Annotated in this window: 16 protein-coding genes, 3 tRNA genes and 1 pseudogene; 11 read left to right on the forward strand and 9 right to left on the reverse strand. The window is 34.4% G+C overall.

All coding sequences use genetic code 11. The annotated features are described in order from the left end of the window. Positions 1–377 precede the first annotated feature (377 nt). From R6X41_RS19195 to R6X41_RS19210, 4 genes are all read left to right on the forward strand, one after another. Entirely contained in the window at positions 378–2645 is a 2268-nt protein-coding gene (locus R6X41_RS19195) for an aconitate hydratase (protein WP_318501980.1), read from the forward strand. Positions 2646–2769: 124 nt separating this feature from the next. Further along, on the forward strand, positions 2770–3441 hold the full coding sequence (locus R6X41_RS19200; RefSeq protein ID WP_318501981.1) for a Crp/Fnr family transcriptional regulator: 672 nt from the start codon (positions 2770–2772) through the stop codon (positions 3439–3441). Positions 3442–3547: 106 nt separating this feature from the next. Further along, a complete protein-coding gene (locus R6X41_RS19205) occupies positions 3548–4909 on the forward strand; it encodes a spondin domain-containing protein (RefSeq protein WP_318501982.1) in 1362 nt (453 codons plus the stop codon). 107 nt (positions 4910–5016) lie between these two features. Continuing rightward, complete coding sequence (locus tag R6X41_RS19210; protein ID WP_318501983.1) at positions 5017–5583, forward strand: TlpA family protein disulfide reductase; 567 nt, start codon at positions 5017–5019, stop codon at positions 5581–5583. 203 nt (positions 5584–5786) lie between these two features. Here the strand turns inward: R6X41_RS19210 and R6X41_RS19215 are convergent. The 3 genes from R6X41_RS19215 to R6X41_RS19225 all read right to left on the reverse strand — a co-directional run bounded on the left by R6X41_RS19215 (position 5787) and on the right by R6X41_RS19225 (position 6310). Further along, a tRNA-Lys gene (locus R6X41_RS19215) sits at positions 5787–5859 on the reverse strand. A gap of 232 nt (positions 5860–6091) precedes the next feature. After that, a tRNA-Leu gene (locus tag R6X41_RS19220) sits at positions 6092–6176 on the reverse strand. A 61-nt stretch (positions 6177–6237) separates the two neighbouring features. After that, positions 6238–6310 (reverse strand) — tRNA-Lys (locus R6X41_RS19225). A gap of 134 nt (positions 6311–6444) precedes the next feature. Here R6X41_RS19225 and R6X41_RS19230 point away from each other — a divergent pair. Further along, positions 6445–6966, forward strand: coding sequence for a shikimate kinase (locus R6X41_RS19230; protein WP_318501984.1), 522 nt, complete (start codon positions 6445–6447; stop codon positions 6964–6966). Here R6X41_RS19230 and R6X41_RS19235 read toward each other — a convergent pair. Together R6X41_RS19235 and R6X41_RS19240 are read right to left on the reverse strand one after the other, a co-directional pair. Beyond that, positions 6958–7461, reverse strand: a complete 504-nt coding sequence (locus R6X41_RS19235) for a phosphoribosyltransferase family protein (protein ID WP_318501985.1) — start codon at positions 7459–7461, stop codon at positions 6958–6960. The genes R6X41_RS19230 and R6X41_RS19235 overlap by 9 nt on opposite strands. 89 nt (positions 7462–7550) lie before the next feature. After that, positions 7551–7946, reverse strand: a complete 396-nt coding sequence (locus R6X41_RS19240; protein ID WP_318501986.1) for an RNA-binding S4 domain-containing protein — start codon at positions 7944–7946, stop codon at positions 7551–7553. Positions 7947–8029: 83 nt separating this feature from the next. Between R6X41_RS19240 and R6X41_RS19245 the strand changes: the two genes are divergently transcribed. Then, on the forward strand, positions 8030–8989 hold the full coding sequence (locus R6X41_RS19245) for an FKBP-type peptidyl-prolyl cis-trans isomerase (RefSeq protein ID WP_318501987.1): 960 nt from the start codon (positions 8030–8032) through the stop codon (positions 8987–8989). 76 nt (positions 8990–9065) lie between these two features. Here the strand turns inward: R6X41_RS19245 and R6X41_RS19250 are convergent, their stop codons facing one another. The 3 genes from R6X41_RS19250 to R6X41_RS19260 are packed head-to-tail and all read right to left on the reverse strand — an operon-like array spanning position 9066 to position 11533. Beyond that, the gene (locus tag R6X41_RS19250; RefSeq protein WP_318501988.1) at positions 9066–9665 is read right to left on the reverse strand and encodes an outer membrane beta-barrel protein; all 600 of its coding nucleotides are present in this window, start codon (positions 9663–9665) and stop codon (positions 9066–9068) included. A 48-nt stretch (positions 9666–9713) separates the two neighbouring features. Next, entirely contained in the window at positions 9714–10667 is a 954-nt protein-coding gene (locus R6X41_RS19255; protein ID WP_318501989.1) for a transketolase family protein, read from the reverse strand. Between the two features lie 20 nt (positions 10668–10687). Beyond that, positions 10688–11533 carry a transketolase gene (locus R6X41_RS19260; protein ID WP_318501990.1) on the reverse strand — a complete coding sequence of 282 codons (846 nt, stop codon included), beginning with the start codon at positions 11531–11533 and terminating at the stop codon, positions 10688–10690. Positions 11534–11704: 171 nt separating this feature from the next. Between R6X41_RS19260 and tgt the strand changes: the two genes are divergently transcribed. The 5 genes from tgt to dnaB all read left to right on the forward strand — a co-directional run bounded on the left by tgt (position 11705) and on the right by dnaB (position 17526). Next, positions 11705–12835 (forward strand): tRNA guanosine(34) transglycosylase Tgt, encoded by a 1131-nt coding sequence (tgt, locus tag R6X41_RS19265; protein WP_318501991.1) that lies wholly within the window; start codon positions 11705–11707, stop codon positions 12833–12835. Positions 12836–12891: 56 nt separating this feature from the next. Next, positions 12892–13914: an LptF/LptG family permease gene (locus R6X41_RS19270; RefSeq protein WP_318501995.1), complete on the forward strand. Its 1023-nt coding sequence runs from the start codon at positions 12892–12894 to the stop codon at positions 13912–13914. Further along, positions 13901–14797 (forward strand): DMT family transporter, encoded by an 897-nt coding sequence (locus R6X41_RS19275; RefSeq protein WP_318501992.1) that lies wholly within the window; start codon positions 13901–13903, stop codon positions 14795–14797. Before R6X41_RS19270 ends, R6X41_RS19275 begins: the two co-directional genes overlap by 14 nt. A 63-nt stretch (positions 14798–14860) precedes the next feature. Continuing rightward, the gene (locus R6X41_RS19280; RefSeq protein ID WP_318501993.1) at positions 14861–15814 is read left to right on the forward strand and encodes an acetyl-CoA carboxylase carboxyltransferase subunit alpha; all 954 of its coding nucleotides are present in this window, start codon (positions 14861–14863) and stop codon (positions 15812–15814) included. A gap of 167 nt (positions 15815–15981) precedes the next feature. Continuing rightward, entirely contained in the window at positions 15982–17526 is a 1545-nt protein-coding gene (gene dnaB, locus R6X41_RS19285) for a replicative DNA helicase (RefSeq protein WP_318501994.1), read from the forward strand. Positions 17527–18774: 1248 nt separating this feature from the next. Here dnaB and R6X41_RS19290 read toward each other — a convergent pair. Continuing rightward, positions 18775–18873: pseudogene (locus tag R6X41_RS19290) on the reverse strand (transposase); the annotation flags it as partial.

Below are 18873 nucleotides of genomic sequence, written 5' to 3' on the forward strand. Positions count from 1 at the left end.
TAATAGAAAGACCTATAAAATCAAGAAATAGTACAAAAATCTTTTTTTTAAGATAAAAAGTAAGTCAAATCCATTTAAAAAACATGGAACTTAGAAAATTATTAAATATTGCAACGGTCTTAAGTTAATAATCCTAGATTTTTTTAGTTGGTTTAATCCAGAGCGAATTTGAAAGATCTTGTTATCAATGTTAAAATGAATAAGTTGAAATTTTAGAACTTGATTGTTTGTAAGTTGTAAGACTTGAATATGTTATAAACAATAATTCTTCGTTTCTGGACTATTAAATAAGACAAAGTAAGTTAATATTTTCTGTAGTCATTCTATATTTTGTATATTGTAGTAATTAAGAACAATAATAAAAAAACAAATATTTTATGGCATTCGACATCGACATGATTAAAGGTGTTTACACCAAAATGGCGGAACGTGTAGACAAAGCACGTGATATTGTAGGCAAACCGTTAACCCTTTCTGAAAAGATTTTATATTCTCACCTTTGGGATGGGATTTCTAATAAAGCATTTGTAAGAGGAAAAGACTATGTAGACTTTGCTCCAGATCGTATCGCTTGTCAAGATGCTACTGCCCAAATGGCTTTATTGCAATTTATGCAAGCAGGAAAAGATAAAGTTGCTGTGCCTACCACAGTACATTGCGATCACTTAATTCAAGCAAAGCAAGGAGCAGCTCCCGATTTATTACGTGCTAATCAAACAAGTAGTGAGGTATTCGACTTTTTAGGATCTGTATCTAATAAATATGGTATCGGATTCTGGAAACCAGGAGCAGGTATTATTCACCAAGTCGTATTAGAAAATTACGCATTTCCTGGAGGAATGATGATTGGAACCGATTCACATACAGTAAATGCTGGTGGTTTAGGAATGGTTGCTATAGGTGTTGGTGGGGCAGATGCTGTAGATGTTATGGCAGGAATGGCTTGGGAACTTAAATTTCCAAAACTTATAGGAGTTAAATTAACAGGAAATATAAACGGTTGGACTTCTGCAAAGGATGTTATTCTAAAAGTTGCAGGGATCTTAACAGTAAAAGGTGGAACTGGTGCAATTGTAGAGTATTTTGGAGAAGGTGCTAAAAACTTGTCTTGTACAGGAAAAGGAACCATCTGTAATATGGGAGCCGAAATTGGTGCAACCACATCTACTTTTGGTTACGACGATTCTATGGAACGTTATTTACGTGCTACAGATAGAAGTGATATTGCAGACGAAGCAAATAAAATACGTGAATATTTAACAGGAGATGATGAAGTTTATGCAAACCCTGAAACATATTTCGACCAAGTTATAGAAATCGATTTAAATACGTTACGTCCACATTTAAATGGACCATTTACACCAGATTTAGCAACTCCAGTAGGAGAGTTGGGGGCTAAAGCAAAAGCTAATGGGTGGCCAATTAAAGTAGATTGGGGACTTATAGGGTCTTGTACAAATTCTTCATATGAAGATTTAACTCGTGCTGCATCTATTGCAAAACAGGCAGTCGACAAGAAAATAAAATCTAAAGCCGATTTTGGAATCAATCCAGGTTCTGAACAAATTCGTTTTACTGCAGAACGTGATGGAATTTTAAAGATTTTCGAAGATTTAAATGCTACTATATTTACAAATGCTTGTGGTCCTTGTATTGGGCAATGGGATAGAAGTGATTTAAAAGGAGATGAAAAAAATACCATTGTACATTCATTTAACCGAAATTTTTCAAAACGGGCAGATGGTAATCCAAACACACACGCCTTTGTAGGTTCTCCAGAAATGGTTGCAGCAATCGCAATTTCAGGACGTTTGGATTTTGATCCAATGAATGACACCTTAATAAATGAAGATGGTGAAGAAGTGAAATTAGAAGAACCAAGAGGGATTGAATTACCTCCTTTAGGTTTCGATGTACTAGATGCTGGATACGTAGAACCTGTTGTAGATGGAAGCGGAATAGATGTATCTGTAAGCCCTACTTCAGAGCGTTTACAGTTACTTGAGCCATTTACTCCATTAGGAGATTCTATTACGGGTGCTAAATTGTTAATTAAAGCATTTGGAAAATGTACAACAGACCATATTTCTATGGCGGGACCATGGTTGCGTTATAGAGGACATTTAGATAATATTTCTAACAACTGTTTAATTGGCGCTGTAAATGCATTCGGAAAGAAAACAAACTTTGTGAAAAATCAATTAACAGGTGATTATGCTGGTGTTCCAGACACGGCTCGTGCATATAAAGCGGCAGGTATTAAATCTATCGTAGTAGGGGATCATAACTATGGTGAAGGATCTTCTCGTGAACACGCTGCTATGGAGCCTCGCCATTTAGGTGTTGCTGCTGTATTAGTAAAATCGTTTGCACGTATACATGAAACTAACCTTAAAAAACAAGGGATGTTAGGTTTAACATTTGCAAATGAAGCTGATTACGATTTAATTCAGGAGGACGATATAATCAACTTCTTAGACTTAAATGAATTTGCTCCGGATAAACCACTTTCTATCGAATTTGTGCATGCAGATGGAACGAAAGATGTTATTGTTACAAACCATACTTATAATGCAGCTCAGATAGCATGGTATAATGAAGGTTCTGCTTTAAACTTAATCAAAAAAGAAAATGCTTCGGCATAAGTGATTTTAATATCTTATAATTAAAAAGCTCCTATTCTCAGGAGCTTTTTTTTGTTATATAGGTGTCGTAAGGACAGTAGAATGAAAGCGACCATTTCTTATATTAATTTAACCCATGCAACTTATGAATACACTTTGGTTTTTTGAAGACGTAAATTTATTTAGAACGTTATGTCCACATAAGTTTAGAGCGTATAAAAAAGAACATACATTTTCAGGCTATAAAAAGAAGGACTTTATCTATTTTGAAGATGACTCTTCTAACAAAGTCTTTTTAATTGAAAAAGGAAAAGTCAAAATAGGCTATTATAATGAAGAAGGCGTGGAGATCGTAAAGGCAATACTTTCTCGTGGGGAACTTTTTGGTGAAAAAGCGATTTTAGGTGAATCGAAGCGTGATGAGTTTGCGCAGTCCATAGATAATACAACATCTATTTGTCCGATAGGCGTAGAGACTATGTACGATTTAATGCGTAATAATCAGACTTTCAGTTTTAAAGTGTATAAGTTTATCGGTTTTAAATTTAAAAAGCTAGAAAGACGATTACAGTTACTGTTATTTAAAGACTCAAAAACCAGATTAAAAGAATTCATAGCAGAGCTATGTGTAGACTCTGGTTATAACGATCCTCAGACGGGAGACACGATTATCAATCATCATTATACACAAAGCGATATAGCCTCATTAATAGGAACATCTAGACCCACTTTAAATATTCTATTAAACGAACTTAAAGAAGAAAACTACTTAGATTTTTACCGTAAAGAGATTAGAATTCTTAATAAAGTTGCATAAATTTTTAAACTTTTTTCATTAGTGTTAGATAGCTAACAAAACAGGTTTTCTGTTACTCATACATTTGTTTCAGTAAATATTAATAATAATATTAAAGAAATAAATTATGAAAAAATTAGTCTTAGGAGTAGCTTTGTTTGGACTTGTCGGAATCTCTTGTTCAAGCGATGATGATAATTCAAATGTAAACACAACGGCAGATGGATCCTTTACAGTAACTATCGAAAATATAGCGCCTATAAATGCCTTTTTAAAGTCAGGAGTTTTTAATACACCAACTGGAGATTCTAGTCCAGGACCTGCAACCCCAGGAAAAAAATATGAATTTATAATAGATGCTGGTAGAAGTCAAAGTCTATCATTTGTAACTATGTTAGCAGCAACTAACGATGCTTTTTTTGCTCCAGGAAGTGAAGGTATTGCCTTATACGATGAGAATGGAGATCCGATTACAGCAAATGTTACAGATCAAGTATATCTTTGGGATGCTGGTACAGAAGTTAACGAAGAACCAGCTGTAGGACCAAATACGGTAACGAATCAATCAGGACCAAATACAGGTGTTGTAGAAAATGGAAACGTATTATTAATGAGTAATGTTACAAATGGAGAAGCTTTCGATTTCCCTGAAGTTAATGAAATCATTAATGTATCTGTGACTTACATGGAAGGTACTCAGTTTTTAATTAGCATTGAAGATCTTGCCGATGCAACATTATCGACTAGCTTAGGTGATAAAGTAGCACCACTTTCTCCAGGTGTATATGTTGTTCACGGAGGAACGAATCCTTTATTTACTGAAGGTGAACCAGACTTAGGACAAGGTATTGAAGCTATTGCTGAAGATGGTAATGTAACAAACTTGGGAGCTTATACAGCAGAAAACACTGGGGTAACTTATCCTGCATCTCCAGGTGTTTGGGTCGTGCATAAAGACCAATCAAATCCCTTATTTACTGAAGGTGCTGTAGATTACGGTAATGGTTTAGAAGCTATAGCTGAAGATGGAAATACAGCCGTTTTAGGTGCTAATATTATTAGTTTATCAGGTGTAACAGAAGGTGCTATTATGAATACCCCTGTAGGAAGCAGTAGTCCTGGTCCGATTTTACCAGGTGACTCTTATAAATTTACTTTTGATGCAAAAATAGGAGACAATTTATCTTTTGTAAATATGTTAGCAGCAACTAACGATGTGTTTATCGGAACATCTGATGAAGGGATAGCGCTTTTTAATGCAAGCGGAGAAGCAGTAAACGGAGATATAACAAATAGCATCTATTTATGGGATGCCGGTACAGAAGTAAACGAAGAGCCTGCAATAGGACCAAATACGGTAACAAACCAATTAGGAAGCGATACAGGAATTGAAGAAAATAATGATGTCAAGCTATTAAGTAATGTTAAAGACGGATTTACTTACCCAGCTGTAAATTCTATTTTTAAGGTAACGATTACCACTAATTAGTTCGTATAATAGAAATCGAATTTCTTAGAATTCATAGTAATTAGTATTAAATTTGAAACGCATCATCTATTAGATGGCTGCGTTTCTTTTTTTTAATCCGTTTTTATATGCTAAAATCAAAAAAAAATAAAATTTCAAACATCATTTTTGCCGTGTTCATTTTATTGTTGATAATTCCACAAACAAGGCAGCCCATACAGGTCTTTCTTCAAAAAGGATTAGCAATGTTTGGACCATCTGTAGAAGATAAAGCAGATCAAGAACAATTAGATTCTTATCAATGGAAATTAACCGATTTAAATGGGGTTTCCTACGATTTTAAGTCGGCTGAAGGTAAAGTGGTATTGGTTAACTTTTGGGCGACTTGGTGTCCGCCATGTATCGCAGAAATGCCAAGTTTAGTAGACTTGCATACCGATTATAAAGATGAGGTTCAGTTTTTGTTTGTTTCGAATGAAGACAAAAGTGTTATAGAGGCCTTTTTAAAAAAACGAGACTTTAATCTTCCAGTATATCAACCCATTTCAGCAGTCCCAGAAGCTTTAAACACATCAACAATACCTAGAACACTATTAATAGGTAAAGATGGTAAAATTGTTATCGATAAAACCGGAGCATCTAATTGGAATAGCGATACAGTAAGAGAAACTATCGATAAATTGTTGTTGGAGTAGGTTTCTCAAAAACAACATATGTTTTCTAGGGTGTTCGAGCGGAGTCGAGAACAGAAAGGTGTAGCCCCCTTCCTTTTTGCATTAACAACAAATTTACATAATTCTGAAATCTCACAACTTTCGGACTTGACTTAATAAAATAGAAGTTATTTAATTATAGCGCATAAAAAAAGGTTAAACGAAATGTTTAACCTTTTTTGTTGTGACCGGGCTGGGGCTCGAACCCAGGACCCTCTCCTTAAAAGGGAGATGCTCTACCAACTGAGCTACCAGGTCATTGTTTTTTGTTTGCGTATTGCGGGTGCAAAGATACTATCTTTAATTAAATAAACAACCTATTTTTAATATAATAGTAAAGTTTATGTAAATTTAATTGTCGTAAATGCAAAAAATAAAGTAAAATAAACGTTCAAATGTTTTGAAAATGAATATGTTAGGGTGGTGATTTTACTTGTAAAAAGAAGTGAAAAAAAATTAAAAAAAATAAATTGGAGCAGATTTTATAAAGTGCGCACGAGAAGATTCGAACTTCCACATCCTTAACGGACACTGGCCCCTCAAGCCAACGCGTCTACCAATTCCGCCACGTGCGCATTATAAACTAAGATATAAAAACTAAAAAAGGTTAAACAAATATGTTTAACCTTTTTATTGTGACCGGGCTGGGGCTCGAACCCAGGACCCTCTCCTTAAAAGGGAGATGCTCTACCAACTGAGCTACCAGGTCATTGTTTTTATTCGCGTATTGCGGGTGCAAATATATCACCTTTATTTAAAAAACCAAGCCTGTTTCTGATTTTTTTTTCGTTTTTTTGCTGTTCAATTGCGTATGTTTTTAAGTATCAATAAAAAGCACTTTAAATGAATTTAATTTTAATAGGATATATGGGCTCTGGAAAGTCAACTTTAGGTAGGAAGTTGGCCAAAATACTAAATTACCCATTTATAGATTTAGACCATTATATTGAAGAAAAAGAAAAGTTATCTATTTCAGAACTCTTTAAAACACGGGGTGAAATCTATTTTCGAAAAAAAGAACACGAGTATTTAAAAGATATTTTAGAAGAACAAGACGATATTGTATTAGCATTAGGAGGAGGAACACCGTGTTATGCAAATAATATGGAGTTGATAAACACGAATGCAGCATCGACTTCAATTTATTTTAAAGCTGGTATAAAGGAATTGGTTGGACGATTAAAACACGAACGCGCCAAACGTCCGTTATTAAACCGTTTTAATACAGATGATGAATTGGCTGAGTTTATCGGGAAACACTTGTTTGAGCGCTCTTTTTATTACAATCAAGCAGATATTGTGGTAAATGTAGATAACACAACCCAATTAGATATTCTAGAAGAGGTAATGAGGCATTTAGTCTAAATACGCTTCATATTGCTTTCCATCAAAATCTACGGTAACATGTTCTTTTAAGGACGTAGAAAGTGAAATGCCTTTAAAATCTGCTTTAACAGGATATTTTTTATGGTTTCTATTCACTAAAACTGCAGTCTTAAATTGTTTTAATGGCACATCTAAAAAGAAACGTACACCATAAATTAAAGCGGTTCCAGAATTTAAAACATCATCAATAAGAACAATAGATTTGTTTTTATAATCTTCAACAGATAGCGATGTTTTAATTTCATTTCTCGGGTTTTTCTTATCTATAATAACCTTGCAAAGTGTTGGTTTTATAGGCGATATCTTACTCAAAGCCGCTTTTAACTTTTTTGCTAAAATATACCCATTACTATCAATTCCAGCTAAAATCACTTCCTCTTCATACACGTTGCTTTCATAAATCTGATACGCGATACGTTTTATTTTATGATTGATCTCATCGTGAGTTAAAATAATGTTTTTAGTTGCTTCCATTTGTGTTTTGAAATTTAATCAAATATAAAAAGAGTTTTTTTATCCCGTTATCATTTTAAGAATTAAAATAGAGCGAGATAAATTGAAATTTAGTTCTCTTCCTTGGGAACGTTCCCCTCTTGGTCGTCTTGATAGTCGTCTATATCTCTACGATCTTTTTTCGTAGGGCGTCCAGTTCCTTTTTTACGATAATAATCTTTCGCATATTTTAAAAGTTCTTGGGCCTCAAAAGCTTCTTTAGGCGTTGTATCTACGCGATAGAGGTCAACCAATTTCGCGCCAACTCGATTTGGAGGTAAGTCGTTTACCTTCAAACTATAATTTACTTGGTCTTTCCGTACTTCAAGTTTATCTTGGGGATAAACATCCCGACTCGGCTTTGCAACAGTTCCATTAACTTTAATATGTCCCTTTTTGCATGCTGTCGTTGCTATACTTCTTGTTTTGTAATACCTTACGCACCATAAATATTTATCTATTCGCATCCTTAACTTGTAAAAATCATCATTTAACTAATTGTGCAAAATTCTATTTTAAATCGTATATTGCGCCCCAAAAATAAGCAATAATGAAATTAAGAACAGTTACTTTAACGCTTTTATTAGCAGCATTGGTCTTCACATGTAAAAGTGATGATGATGATGATGGTGTTGTTGTAGTACCGGCTAGGGATAGAACAGAAGTGTATGCGGAAAACATAGCCGAAATTGAAGCTTATCTAGATACTCACTTTTATAACTACGACGAATTCGATTTTAATGATCCGTATAGTGTTGCAAACGATAATTTTATAGTACAATTTGATACTATTGCAGGAGTTAACAGCGATAAAATTCCTTTAAGCGAGAGTCCAGAGTTGTTAAGTATGCAAGTTCCTGATTCTGTAGATGAAGATTTAATTTATACATTATATTATTTAATGGTTCGTGAAGGAGAAGGTGATGTTATTCATTTTACAGACCAAGCTTTTATGCAATACAATGGAACATTATTAGACGGAACGCGTTTTGATAGTACTGTAACACCTGTTGGTTTATATATGACAACTATAGGATCTGATTATGGTGTAGTAGAAGGATTTAGAGATGGTGTGCTAAACTTTAAAACGTCTATAGGTAATACTCCAAATGAAGATGGTACGGTTACCTATCATGGTCATGGAATTGGAGCTATTTTTATTCCTTCTGGTTTAGGTTATTATTCTACCCCAACAACAACTATACCCGCATATTCATCTGTAATATTTACGATTAGAACACCAAGTGTGAAATGGTTAGATCATGATAATGATACGGTGTATTCTTTTCAAGAAGATTTAAATGGAGATGGAGATGTTTATGATGATGATACCGATGGTGATGGTATTCCTAATGTTTTAGATATTGATGATGATGGAGATGGTGTTTATACCATATATGAGGATGTTGATGGAGATGGAGATCCTGCAAATGATATAGGAGCTAATGGTATTCCTAAATACTTAGATCCAACTGAAACAGAATCTAGTGAAATAGTAGACGAAAACTAGGCTTAAAATAATAACTAATAAAAAATCCGCTTTACATTTCTGTAAAGCGGATTTTTTTGTGATCTGTATTTTATGTCTAAATTTTAATTGATAAATTTAGAATAAGTTGTTCTGGTCTTGAGTCTACCGTAGCTATTTCAAGTCCGTTGGCATTAAGAAAATCTGTTTGGTTATTGCTAAATGCACCTTCGTATCTTAAGTCAATTGCAAAACGTTTAAAGCTAACAGCAAGCCCTATATTATAGCCCATTGTAATACTCTTATCTACATCGCTCGCTTCTTTGCCATCCAATTCAGATGATAAAATATATTGAAAAGAAGGTCCTGCAAATATGCTTAACGGTCCAATTAATCGAAGTCCAACCATGGTTGGTAACTCTATTTTTTGAGTTTTAAAAGTGGCATCACCACCATTAAAATTGTTATAGCCACTGCTGGTATTGGTGTACAATAATTCTGGTTTAAAATATATCCAGCCTCCAAACTTAGCATAAACACCCAGATTAAAACCAACGTTTTCATCTGGGTGAGATATTATATTTCCTGTTTCTGAAATTAGATTTCCATTCGAGCCATAGTTTAACCCGCCTTTAATACCGTAACCTGAAACAGATTGTGCAGCAGTTAGTTGAATTGCTCCAACAACAACACAAAGTATTAAGATTAATTTTTTCATAGATTTCGTTTTTAATGAGTGTTTTCATTAAACGCGAAATTAATAAAATTATTTTCTTTTAATTACAGTTTCGCATGCCTTAATAATAGCTTCGGTATTTAAACCGTATTTGTCCATAAGCTGCGCTGGTGTTCCAGATTCACCAAATGTATCGTTTGTACCAATAAATTCTTGTGGTGTTGGTTTGTTAGTTGCTAATACACGAGCAACACTTTCTCCAAGTCCTCCAATAATATTATGTTCTTCAGCAGTAACGATACATCCTGTTTTAGTTACAGAATCTATAATTGCTTTGGCATCTAAAGGCTTAATCGTGTGAATATTTATAACTTCAGCAGTAATCCCTTTTTCGTATAAGGCTTTCGAAGCTTCTAAAGCTTCCCAAACTAAATGTCCAGTTGCTACGATAGTAACATCTGCACCTTCGGTTAAATGTAATGCTTTTCCGATTTCGAATTTCTGATCTGCAGGAGTAAAAATTGGCACAGAAGGACGTCCGAAACGTAAGTAAACAGGACCTTCAAATTCTGCGATTGCAATAGTTGCTGCTTTAGTTTGGTTATAATCACAAGGATTAATAACGGTCATACCAGGTAACATTTTCATTAACCCGATATCTTCTAGAATTTGGTGTGTTGCACCGTCCTCACCTAAAGTTAAACCAGCATGGGATGCACAGATTTTTACATTCTTATCAGAATACGCGATAGACTGACGAATTTGATCGTAAACACGACCTGTAGAAAAGTTAGCAAATGTTCCTGTAAATGGGATTTTTCCACCAATAGTTAAACCTGCAGCGATACCCATCATGTTTGCTTCAGCAATTCCAATTTGGAAAAAACGTTCTGGATTTTCTTTAATAAATTCGTCCATTTTTAATGAACCAATTAAATCAGCACATAAAGCTACAACATTAGGGTTTGTTCTTCCAAGTTCGGCTAATCCTGCTCCAAATCCGCTTCTTGTATCTTTTTTCTCTGTATATGTGTATGTTTTCATTGTCTTTTTAATTGTGAAGGTTAATAGTCGCCTAAAGTAGCTGGGTTTTGAGCTAATGCATTTTCTAATTGCTCGTCGCTAGGTGCTTTACCGTGCCAAGCGTGCGTGTACATCATAAAATCTACACCATTACCCATAACTGTTTTTAATAAAACGCAAACAGGTTTTCCTTTTCCTGTTAACGCTTTAGCTTCAGCCATACCTTTTAATATCGCGTCTATATCGTTACCTTCTTCAATAGTGATCACATCCCAACCAAAAGCTAAGAATTTAGCTTCGATGCTTCCCATTGGTAAAACCGTATCTGTAGAACCATCAATTTGTTGTCCGTTTAAGTCAATTGTAGAAATTAAATTATCTACTTTTTTAGCAGAAGCATACATTATCGCTTCCCAATTTTGACCTTCTTGTAATTCACCATCTCCATGTAAAGTATATACTAAACTTGAGTCGTTGTTTAATTTTTTAGCTTGAGCTGCTCCAAGAGCAACAGACATTCCTTGGCCTAAAGAACCAGAAGCAATACGTACACCAGGTAAGCCTTCGTGAGTTGTTGGGTGCCCCTGTAGTCTAGAGTTAATTAATCTAAACGTGCTTAATTCTTCTACAGGGAAATAGCCTGCATGAGCAAGTACACTGTAAAATACAGGTGAAATATGTCCGTTAGATAAGAAGAATAAATCTTCGTTAAGTCCGTCCATATCAAAACCGTCTTTACGGTCCATAATGTCATTGTATAGGGCTACTAAAAATTCTGCGCATCCTAAAGAACCTCCTGGGTGACCAGAATTTACTTTGTGTACCATGCGGAGAATATCTCTACGAACCTGAGTCGTTAAATCTTGTAATTCTTTTGTGTTAGCCATGTTTTATAACTTGATTTTTAAAGTCTCAAAAATAACCCTTTATGTCTGTTTAACAAATTAATGTTTTAGTAATTTACGTAAAGGTTTACGTTGCTGTATTTTTTATATTTTTTTTAATACCAATATATCACGACGAGTTAATTATCTTTGCCCCTTGAAGATTTTTTGTACATGATATTCGATTTAAAAGCTAAAGACACACAAAGTAATGCCAGAGCTGGAGTTATTACTACAGACCATGGTAAAATAGAAACGCCAATTTTTATGCCCGTAGGGACCGTAGGTTCTGTAAAAGGGGTGCATCAGCGCGAACTTAAAAATGATATTAATCCCGATATTATCCTTGGGAATACGTACCATTTATACTTGCGCCCGAAAACTAAAATACTTGAAAAAGCAGGAGGTTTGCATAAATTTATCAATTGGGATCGTAATATTTTAACCGATTCTGGAGGATACCAAGTGTATTCTTTGTCTTCAAACAGAAAGATTAAAGAGGAAGGTGTTAAGTTTAAATCCCATATCGACGGAAGTTACCATGTGTTTACGCCAGAAAATGTGATGGAAATTCAGCGTACCATTGGTGCCGATATTATTATGGCATTCGACGAATGTACACCTTATCCGTGCGATTATAACTATGCGAAACGTTCTATGCACATGACGCACCGTTGGTTAGAACGTTGTTTAACACATCTGGATAAAACACCATTAACTTACGATTACGCACAGACGTTTTTTCCAATCGTACAGGGAAGTACGTATAAGGATTTACGTAAACAATCGGCAGAATATATTGCAGGCGTAGGCGCAGAAGGAAATGCCATTGGAGGTTTATCTGTAGGAGAGCCTGCTGAAGAAATGTATGCAATGACGGAAGTGGTAACCGATATATTACCATGGGATAAGCCGCGTTATTTAATGGGGGTAGGGACACCTATAAATATTCTTGAAAATATAGCTTTAGGCGTAGATATGTTCGACTGTGTGATGCCAACACGTAATGCTAGAAACGGGATGTTATTTACAGCCTACGGTTCTATCAATATTAAAAATAAAAAGTGGGAAGATGATTTTTCTCCTATTGACGAGATGGCGATCACTTTCGTAGATACAGAATACTCTAAAGCCTATTTAAAACATTTATTTTCTGTTAATGAATTATTAGGAAAACAAATTGCGACCATCCATAACCTAGGATTCTATTTGTGGTTGGTTCGTGAAGCTAGAAAACATATCTTAGCCGGAGACTTTAGAGTTTGGAAAGATATGATGGTTAAACAAATGGATAATAGACTATAGTCTTGAAGATATTAGATTGGTACATATTAAAGCGGTATTTGCTCACATTTTTAATGATGTTGTTGCTCTTTATTCCTATTGGGATTACTGTAAATTTAGCGGAAAAAATTGGTAAAATTCTTGAAAAAGAAGTACCGTTTGGCGAGGTTGCTTTATTCTATTTAGATTTCACTGTTTATTTCGCACACCTTTTATTTCCCTTGTTTTTATTCCTTTCGGTGATATTTTTTACATCCAAATTAGCGAATAATACTGAAGTAATAGCCTTTTTAAGTTCTGGGATTTCGTTTTCCAGATTCTTAAGACCATATATGATTGGAGCAACAATTGTCGCTATTTTGGCCCTGGTTCTAGGCATGTATTTGGCGCCAGAAGCCAGTAAAGGATTTAATGATTTCGATTATAAATACTTCAAGAACAATAAAAAAGCAGTAGAAACGGGGAGTGTCTACCGACAAATTAACGACAACGATTTTATATATGTAAGTAGTTTTGATGCCAAGAATAAAATGGGACAAAACTTTTCGTTAGAGCATATTGTCGATAATAAGTTGGTTTATAAAATGAGTGCGAGAAACATTCGTTACATAGAAAAAGACTCGGTATATCGCATGATCGATTACGTTAAGAGAACTGTTGGAGTAGACGATGATATTCTTGAAGAATCCAGAAGAAAGGATACCATTTTTAGTTTCGATTTAGTAGACTTAACACCATTGGAATATATTGCAGAAACCTTAACCTACCGTGATTTAAACGAGTTTATAAAAAAAGAAAAACAACGAGGATCTTCAAGTATTGGCCGATACGAATTGGTGAAATACAGAAAGTGGAGCTTACCTGTTTCAGTATATATTTTAACTATTATTGCAGTTGCTGTATCGTCTAAAAAACGACGAGGAGGAATGGGAGTAAATCTAGCCTTTGGTATAAGTATCGCTATGGTATTTGTCTTTTTCGATAAAATATTTGGTGTAATGGCAGAACAGTCAGATTTTTCACCATTGGTTGCTGTATGGTTCCCTAATATTATTTTTGGCGTACTAGCCGCCTATTTATTAAATAATGCAAGACGCTAAATTACTCAATTATCTGCATGTGCACCTGTTGGTGTTTATAGCAGGGTTTACAGCCATTTTAGGAGAATTAATAACCATAGAAGCAATACCATTAGTCTGGTACCGCATGCTTATGGCTACAGGTCTAATGTTTTTGTATATTCGTTTTAAACGGATACCTATTAAAGTGCCTCCAAAAACAATCGTCAGATTTGCGTTTGCAGGTATTATAATTGCTTTACATTGGATCACTTTTTTCGGAGCTATAAAAGCATCTAATATTTCTATTACATTATCTATGGTATCATCGGGTGCGTTTTTTGCTTCCATATTAGAGCCTATTATTCATAAACGGAAAATTATTAAATACGAAATGGTCTTTGGGTTGATAGTTGTTTTGGGTGTTTTTCTTATTACCCAAAGTGAACTTCAATATATTGAAGGCATTATATTAGGAATAAGTTCAGCATTTTTATCAGCGTTATTTGCCGTTTTAAACGGTAAATTTGTGAAGGAATATCGACCTTCAGTGATTTCAATTTATGAATTTATTAGCGGAGTATTATTTATAACCATATTTATTGCGTTATTTGGTACTGGGTTTAATCAGGACTTTTTTAATGTAAGCAGTTCAGATTTATGGTATTTGTTTATTTTAGCATCAGTTTGTACAGCTTATGCCTTTATTGCTTCAGTGAAAGTTATGGAGCACATAAGCCCTTATACTGTGATGCTAACGTATAATTTAGAGCCTATTTATGGTATTATTTTAGCCATAATATTGTTCCCAGAAAAAGAGAAAATGTCGACCAATTTTTATTATGGTGCTGCCATTATTTTAGGTGCCGTATTGCTTAATGGCTTATTGAAAAATTGGAAAGCTTTAAAAAGAAAACAGTCTTAACAATAATAGAACGCTAAAGTTTTTATATTTGTAAGCTAACTAAAATAGAAATCCTTAATTGGTATGGAGTATTTAGAATTCGAACTTCCTATAAAAGAGCTTGAAGAGCAATTAGACAAATGCCAAATTATAGGCAAGGAAAGTGACGTAGACGTAACAGAGACTTGTAAGCAAATTGAAACAAAGCTTATTGAGACTAAAAAAACAATATATAAAAATTTAACCCCTTGGCAACGCGTAATGTTATCGCGTCACCCAAATAGGCCGTATACATTAGATTATATAAAGGCACTTTGTGGAGACACCTTTCTAGAGCTTCATGGCGATAGAAATGTAAAAGATGATAAGGCTATGATTGGTGGTTTAGGTAAAATTGGCGACCAAAGCTATATGTTTATCGGGCAGCAAAAAGGTTATAATACCAAAACAAGACAATTGCGAAATTTCGGAATGTCTAACCCAGAAGGTTATCGTAAAGCATTGCGTTTAATGAAATCGGCTGAGAAATTTGGTATTCCTGTGGTGACTTTAATCGATACTCCAGGTGCATATCCTGGTTTAGAAGCTGAAGAACGCGGACAAGGAGAAGCCATTGCCAGAAATATTTTTGAAATGACCCGTTTAAAAGTGCCCATTATCACTGTTATTATTGGTGAAGGTGCTTCAGGTGGAGCTTTAGGTATTGGTGTGGGAGATCGTGTATTAATGTTAGAAAATACTTGGTATTCGGTAATTTCACCAGAATCATGTTCATCTATACTATGGCGCAGTTGGGAGTATAAAGAACAAGCAGCAGATGCGTTAAAGTTAACGGCTTCCGATATGAAAAAACAGAAGTTAGTTGATGAAATCGTGAGTGAACCTTTAGGAGGTGCACATTCCGACAGAGAACAAACATTTGTTATTGTTAAAGAGGCTATCATAAAATCTTTTGATGAACTTAAAAAGTTATCACCAAAAGATTTAGTTAAAAAACGAATGGCTAAATACGAAAATATGGGCGTGTATAAAGACTAAACCTTTGATACCCTTATGTTATGAAATCTGAAGTTGAGAAACTTCAGATTTTTTTATGGTTATTAACAATATATCCAAGTTGTTAACAATTAGACTGTTGATGAATCGTTAATATCAACAAGCAAAAATCATGTATTAATCGGGTCAATTTAGTTACTTTCGCAGTTATGAAACAACCTAATCATTTACAAGGCTACAAGGTCGATAAAAGTACCTTAATTAATTTAGAACGCGGAAAAATTCCGCCTCAAGCTACTGATTTAGAGGAGGTTGTTTTGGGAGCGATGATGATTGATAAAAAAGGAGTTGATGAAGTTATCGATATTTTAAGCCCTGATGCATTCTATAAAGATTCGCATAGACACATTTTTGAGGCTATATTTCAGTTGTTTGAGAACAGTGAACCGATTGACTTATTAACCGTTTCTAGTCAATTAAAGAAAAGTGCAAAGCTTGATTTGGCCGGAGGTGATTTTTATCTGATTTCTTTAACGCAAAAAGTATCTTCTTCTGCACATATTGAGTTCCATGCACGTATTATTTTACAGAAATTCATTCAACGTAGTTTGATTAAAATTTCTTCTGAAATTATTGAAGATGCCTACGATGAAACGAAAGATGTTTTTGATTTATTAGATGCTGCCGAAACTAAATTATACGAAGTTACCCAAGGTAACATTAAGAAGTCGAGTGAAACGGCTCAAGATTTGGTAATTCAAGCCAAGAAAAAAATTGAAGAAATATCCAATAAAGAAGGATTAAGTGGTATTCCTACCGGATTCGATAAGTTAGATAAATTAACATCAGGATGGCAACCTTCCGATTTAATTATTGTAGCCGCTCGTCCAGGTATGGGTAAAACAGCTTTAACTTTATCTATGGCTCGTAATATTGCTGTAGACCAAAATATACCTGTTGCCTTTTTCTCTTTGGAGATGGCATCTGTGCAGTTAATTATGCGATTAATTTCGTCTGAAACCGGATTGTCTTCAGAAAAATTAAGAACAGGAAAATTAGAAAAACACGAGTGGGAACAGCTTAATGTAAAAGTAAAAGGTCTTGAAAAAGCACCACTTTTTATAGACGATACACCTTCACTTTCTATATTCGATTTACGTGCAAAAGCGAGACGTTTGTCTTCACAACACGGGATTAAGTTAATCATGATTGACTACTTGCAGTTAATGACAGGTGGACCAAGTCATGGTGGAAACCGTGAACAAGAAATCTCAATGATTTCTAGAAACCTTAAAGCTTTAGCAAAAGAATTAATGGTGCCAGTAATTGCGTTATCTCAATTGTCACGTGCCGTAGAAACACGTGGAGGTTCTAAACGTCCGTTACTATCTGACCTTCGTGAATCTGGAGCGATTGAACAAGATGCCGATATTGTATCGTTTATTTATCGTCCAGAATATTATAAGATTGAAGAATGGGATGATGATGAACGTTCTCCAACAGAAGGACAAGCAGAATTTATTATTGCAAAACACAGGAATGGTGGGTTAGAAAATATCAGACTTAAATTTATCGGAAACTTAGGTAAGTTCGATAATTTAGACGATTTCGATTCGCCTTACGAATTCCACAGTAAAATGAATACAAACTCAAATGAAGATTCAGGCTTTGCTTCAGGGAATAGTTTCCCAACACCAACCGATGCATTTGGAAGTGCCATGAACGAAGACGATGATAACGATGTACCGTTTTAAAGTATAAATATTACAATTTATTAAAACCATGACCGTTACTTTTTAAGTGATTTTCATGGTTTTTTTTTGACGTCATTAAAATTGAAGAGCACGGAACTAAGAATTTTAAGATTGAAATATCAGAATAATAAGAATTTTAGATCTCTCGTGCTTTCGAATTAACACTCAGCTTTGATTCTGCATTTTTCTTTTAAGAAAGACTGCTTTTTAAAGTCGTTCTGAACGCATATTAGAATCTTACTCGAATGAGAACCTGAAACAAATTCAGGTTGACGGCTTAATGTCGATTCGTACTATTTTACGGCCTATCGACATTTTATCGTAAAATTCGAAGTGAAAACATCGTGAAATTTCAGGCTGTATGAGCTAACGTAATCTATATGTAAGCAGATCACTTTTAAACTATTTTTATAATTGTTTCTAAAAATAGTAATGCGAGTTCCTGAAATTTAGGTGCCAAACGAAGTATTTAGATAAAGTATCGTCAGCCTAGCATTTTTTGTTTACTTTTTTTGGAAATGCAAAAAAGTAAAAACAAGCTATTTTATATGCGGCTTCTTACCCTCAATCGAGTGAGAACCTGAAACAAATTCAGGTTGACGGCTTAATGTTGATTCGTACTATTTTACGACCTATCGACATTTTATCGTAAAATTCGAAGTGAAGTCACAGTGAAATTTGAGGCTGTATAAGCTAACGTAATCTATATGTAAGCAGATCTTTTTTAAACTATTTTTATAATTGTTTCTAAAAACAGTAATGCGAGTTCCTGAAATTTAGGTGTCAAACGAAGTATTTAGATAAAGTATCGTCAGCCTAGCATTTTTTGTTTACTTTTTTTGGCAATGCAAAAAAGTAAAAACAAGCTGTTTTATATGCGGTTTCTTACCCTCAATCGTATGCGAACCTGAAACAAGTTCAGGTTGACGGCTTAATGTTGATTCGTACTATTTTACGGCCTATCGACATTTTATCGTAAAATTCGAAGTGAAGTCACCGTGAAATTTGAGGCTGTATAAGCTAACGTAATCTATATGTAAGCGGATCTATTTTAAACTATTTTTATAATTGTTTCTAAAAACAGTAATGCGAGTTCCTGAAATTTAGGTGCCGAACGAAGTATTTAGATAAAGTATCGTCAGCCTAGCGTTTTTTGTTTACTTTTTTTGGTAATGCAAAAAAGTAAAAACAAGCTGTTTTATATGCGGTTTCTTGGGATCAAGGCATATTTCTGGGGAGTAGTGAAAATTAAGCATATAATTTAGTTAATCTATAGAGGAAGAATTTCACATCTCTTACACCTCTAAATTGCGCTCTAAATTCCTTTATTTTGGCATTGAAAGATTC

The sequence above is a fragment of the Formosa sejongensis genome (assembly GCF_033447105.1).
GTDB lineage: Bacteria > Bacteroidota > Bacteroidia > Flavobacteriales > Flavobacteriaceae > Formosa.

Bases quoted from the DNA above. Each gene is read 5' to 3' on its own strand.
- R6X41_RS19275 (WP_318501992.1), top strand. From the start codon at position 13,901: ATGCAAGACGCTAAATTACTCAATTATCTGCATGTGCACCTGTTGGTG.
- R6X41_RS19200 (WP_318501981.1), top strand. From the start codon at position 2,770: ATGAATACACTTTGGTTTTTTGAAGACGTAAATTTATTTAGAACGTTA.
- dnaB (WP_318501994.1), top strand. From the start codon at position 15,982: ATGAAACAACCTAATCATTTACAAGGCTACAAGGTCGATAAAAGTACC.
- tgt (WP_318501991.1), top strand. From the start codon at position 11,705: ATGATATTCGATTTAAAAGCTAAAGACACACAAAGTAATGCCAGAGCT.
- R6X41_RS19205 (WP_318501982.1), top strand. From the start codon at position 3,548: ATGAAAAAATTAGTCTTAGGAGTAGCTTTGTTTGGACTTGTCGGAATC.
- R6X41_RS19250 (WP_318501988.1), bottom strand. From the start codon at position 9,665: ATGAAAAAATTAATCTTAATACTTTGTGTTGTTGTTGGAGCAATTCAA.
- R6X41_RS19235 (WP_318501985.1), bottom strand. From the start codon at position 7,461: ATGGAAGCAACTAAAAACATTATTTTAACTCACGATGAGATCAATCAT.
- R6X41_RS19260 (WP_318501990.1), bottom strand. From the start codon at position 11,533: ATGGCTAACACAAAAGAATTACAAGATTTAACGACTCAGGTTCGTAGA.
- R6X41_RS19280 (WP_318501993.1), top strand. From the start codon at position 14,861: ATGGAGTATTTAGAATTCGAACTTCCTATAAAAGAGCTTGAAGAGCAA.
- R6X41_RS19195 (WP_318501980.1), top strand. From the start codon at position 378: ATGGCATTCGACATCGACATGATTAAAGGTGTTTACACCAAAATGGCG.
- R6X41_RS19230 (WP_318501984.1), top strand. From the start codon at position 6,445: ATGAATTTAATTTTAATAGGATATATGGGCTCTGGAAAGTCAACTTTA.
- R6X41_RS19240 (WP_318501986.1), bottom strand. From the start codon at position 7,946: ATGCGAATAGATAAATATTTATGGTGCGTAAGGTATTACAAAACAAGA.
- R6X41_RS19210 (WP_318501983.1), top strand. From the start codon at position 5,017: ATGCTAAAATCAAAAAAAAATAAAATTTCAAACATCATTTTTGCCGTG.
- R6X41_RS19245 (WP_318501987.1), top strand. From the start codon at position 8,030: ATGAAATTAAGAACAGTTACTTTAACGCTTTTATTAGCAGCATTGGTC.
- R6X41_RS19255 (WP_318501989.1), bottom strand. From the start codon at position 10,667: ATGAAAACATACACATATACAGAGAAAAAAGATACAAGAAGCGGATTT.
- R6X41_RS19270 (WP_318501995.1), top strand. From the start codon at position 12,892: ATGTTGTTGCTCTTTATTCCTATTGGGATTACTGTAAATTTAGCGGAA.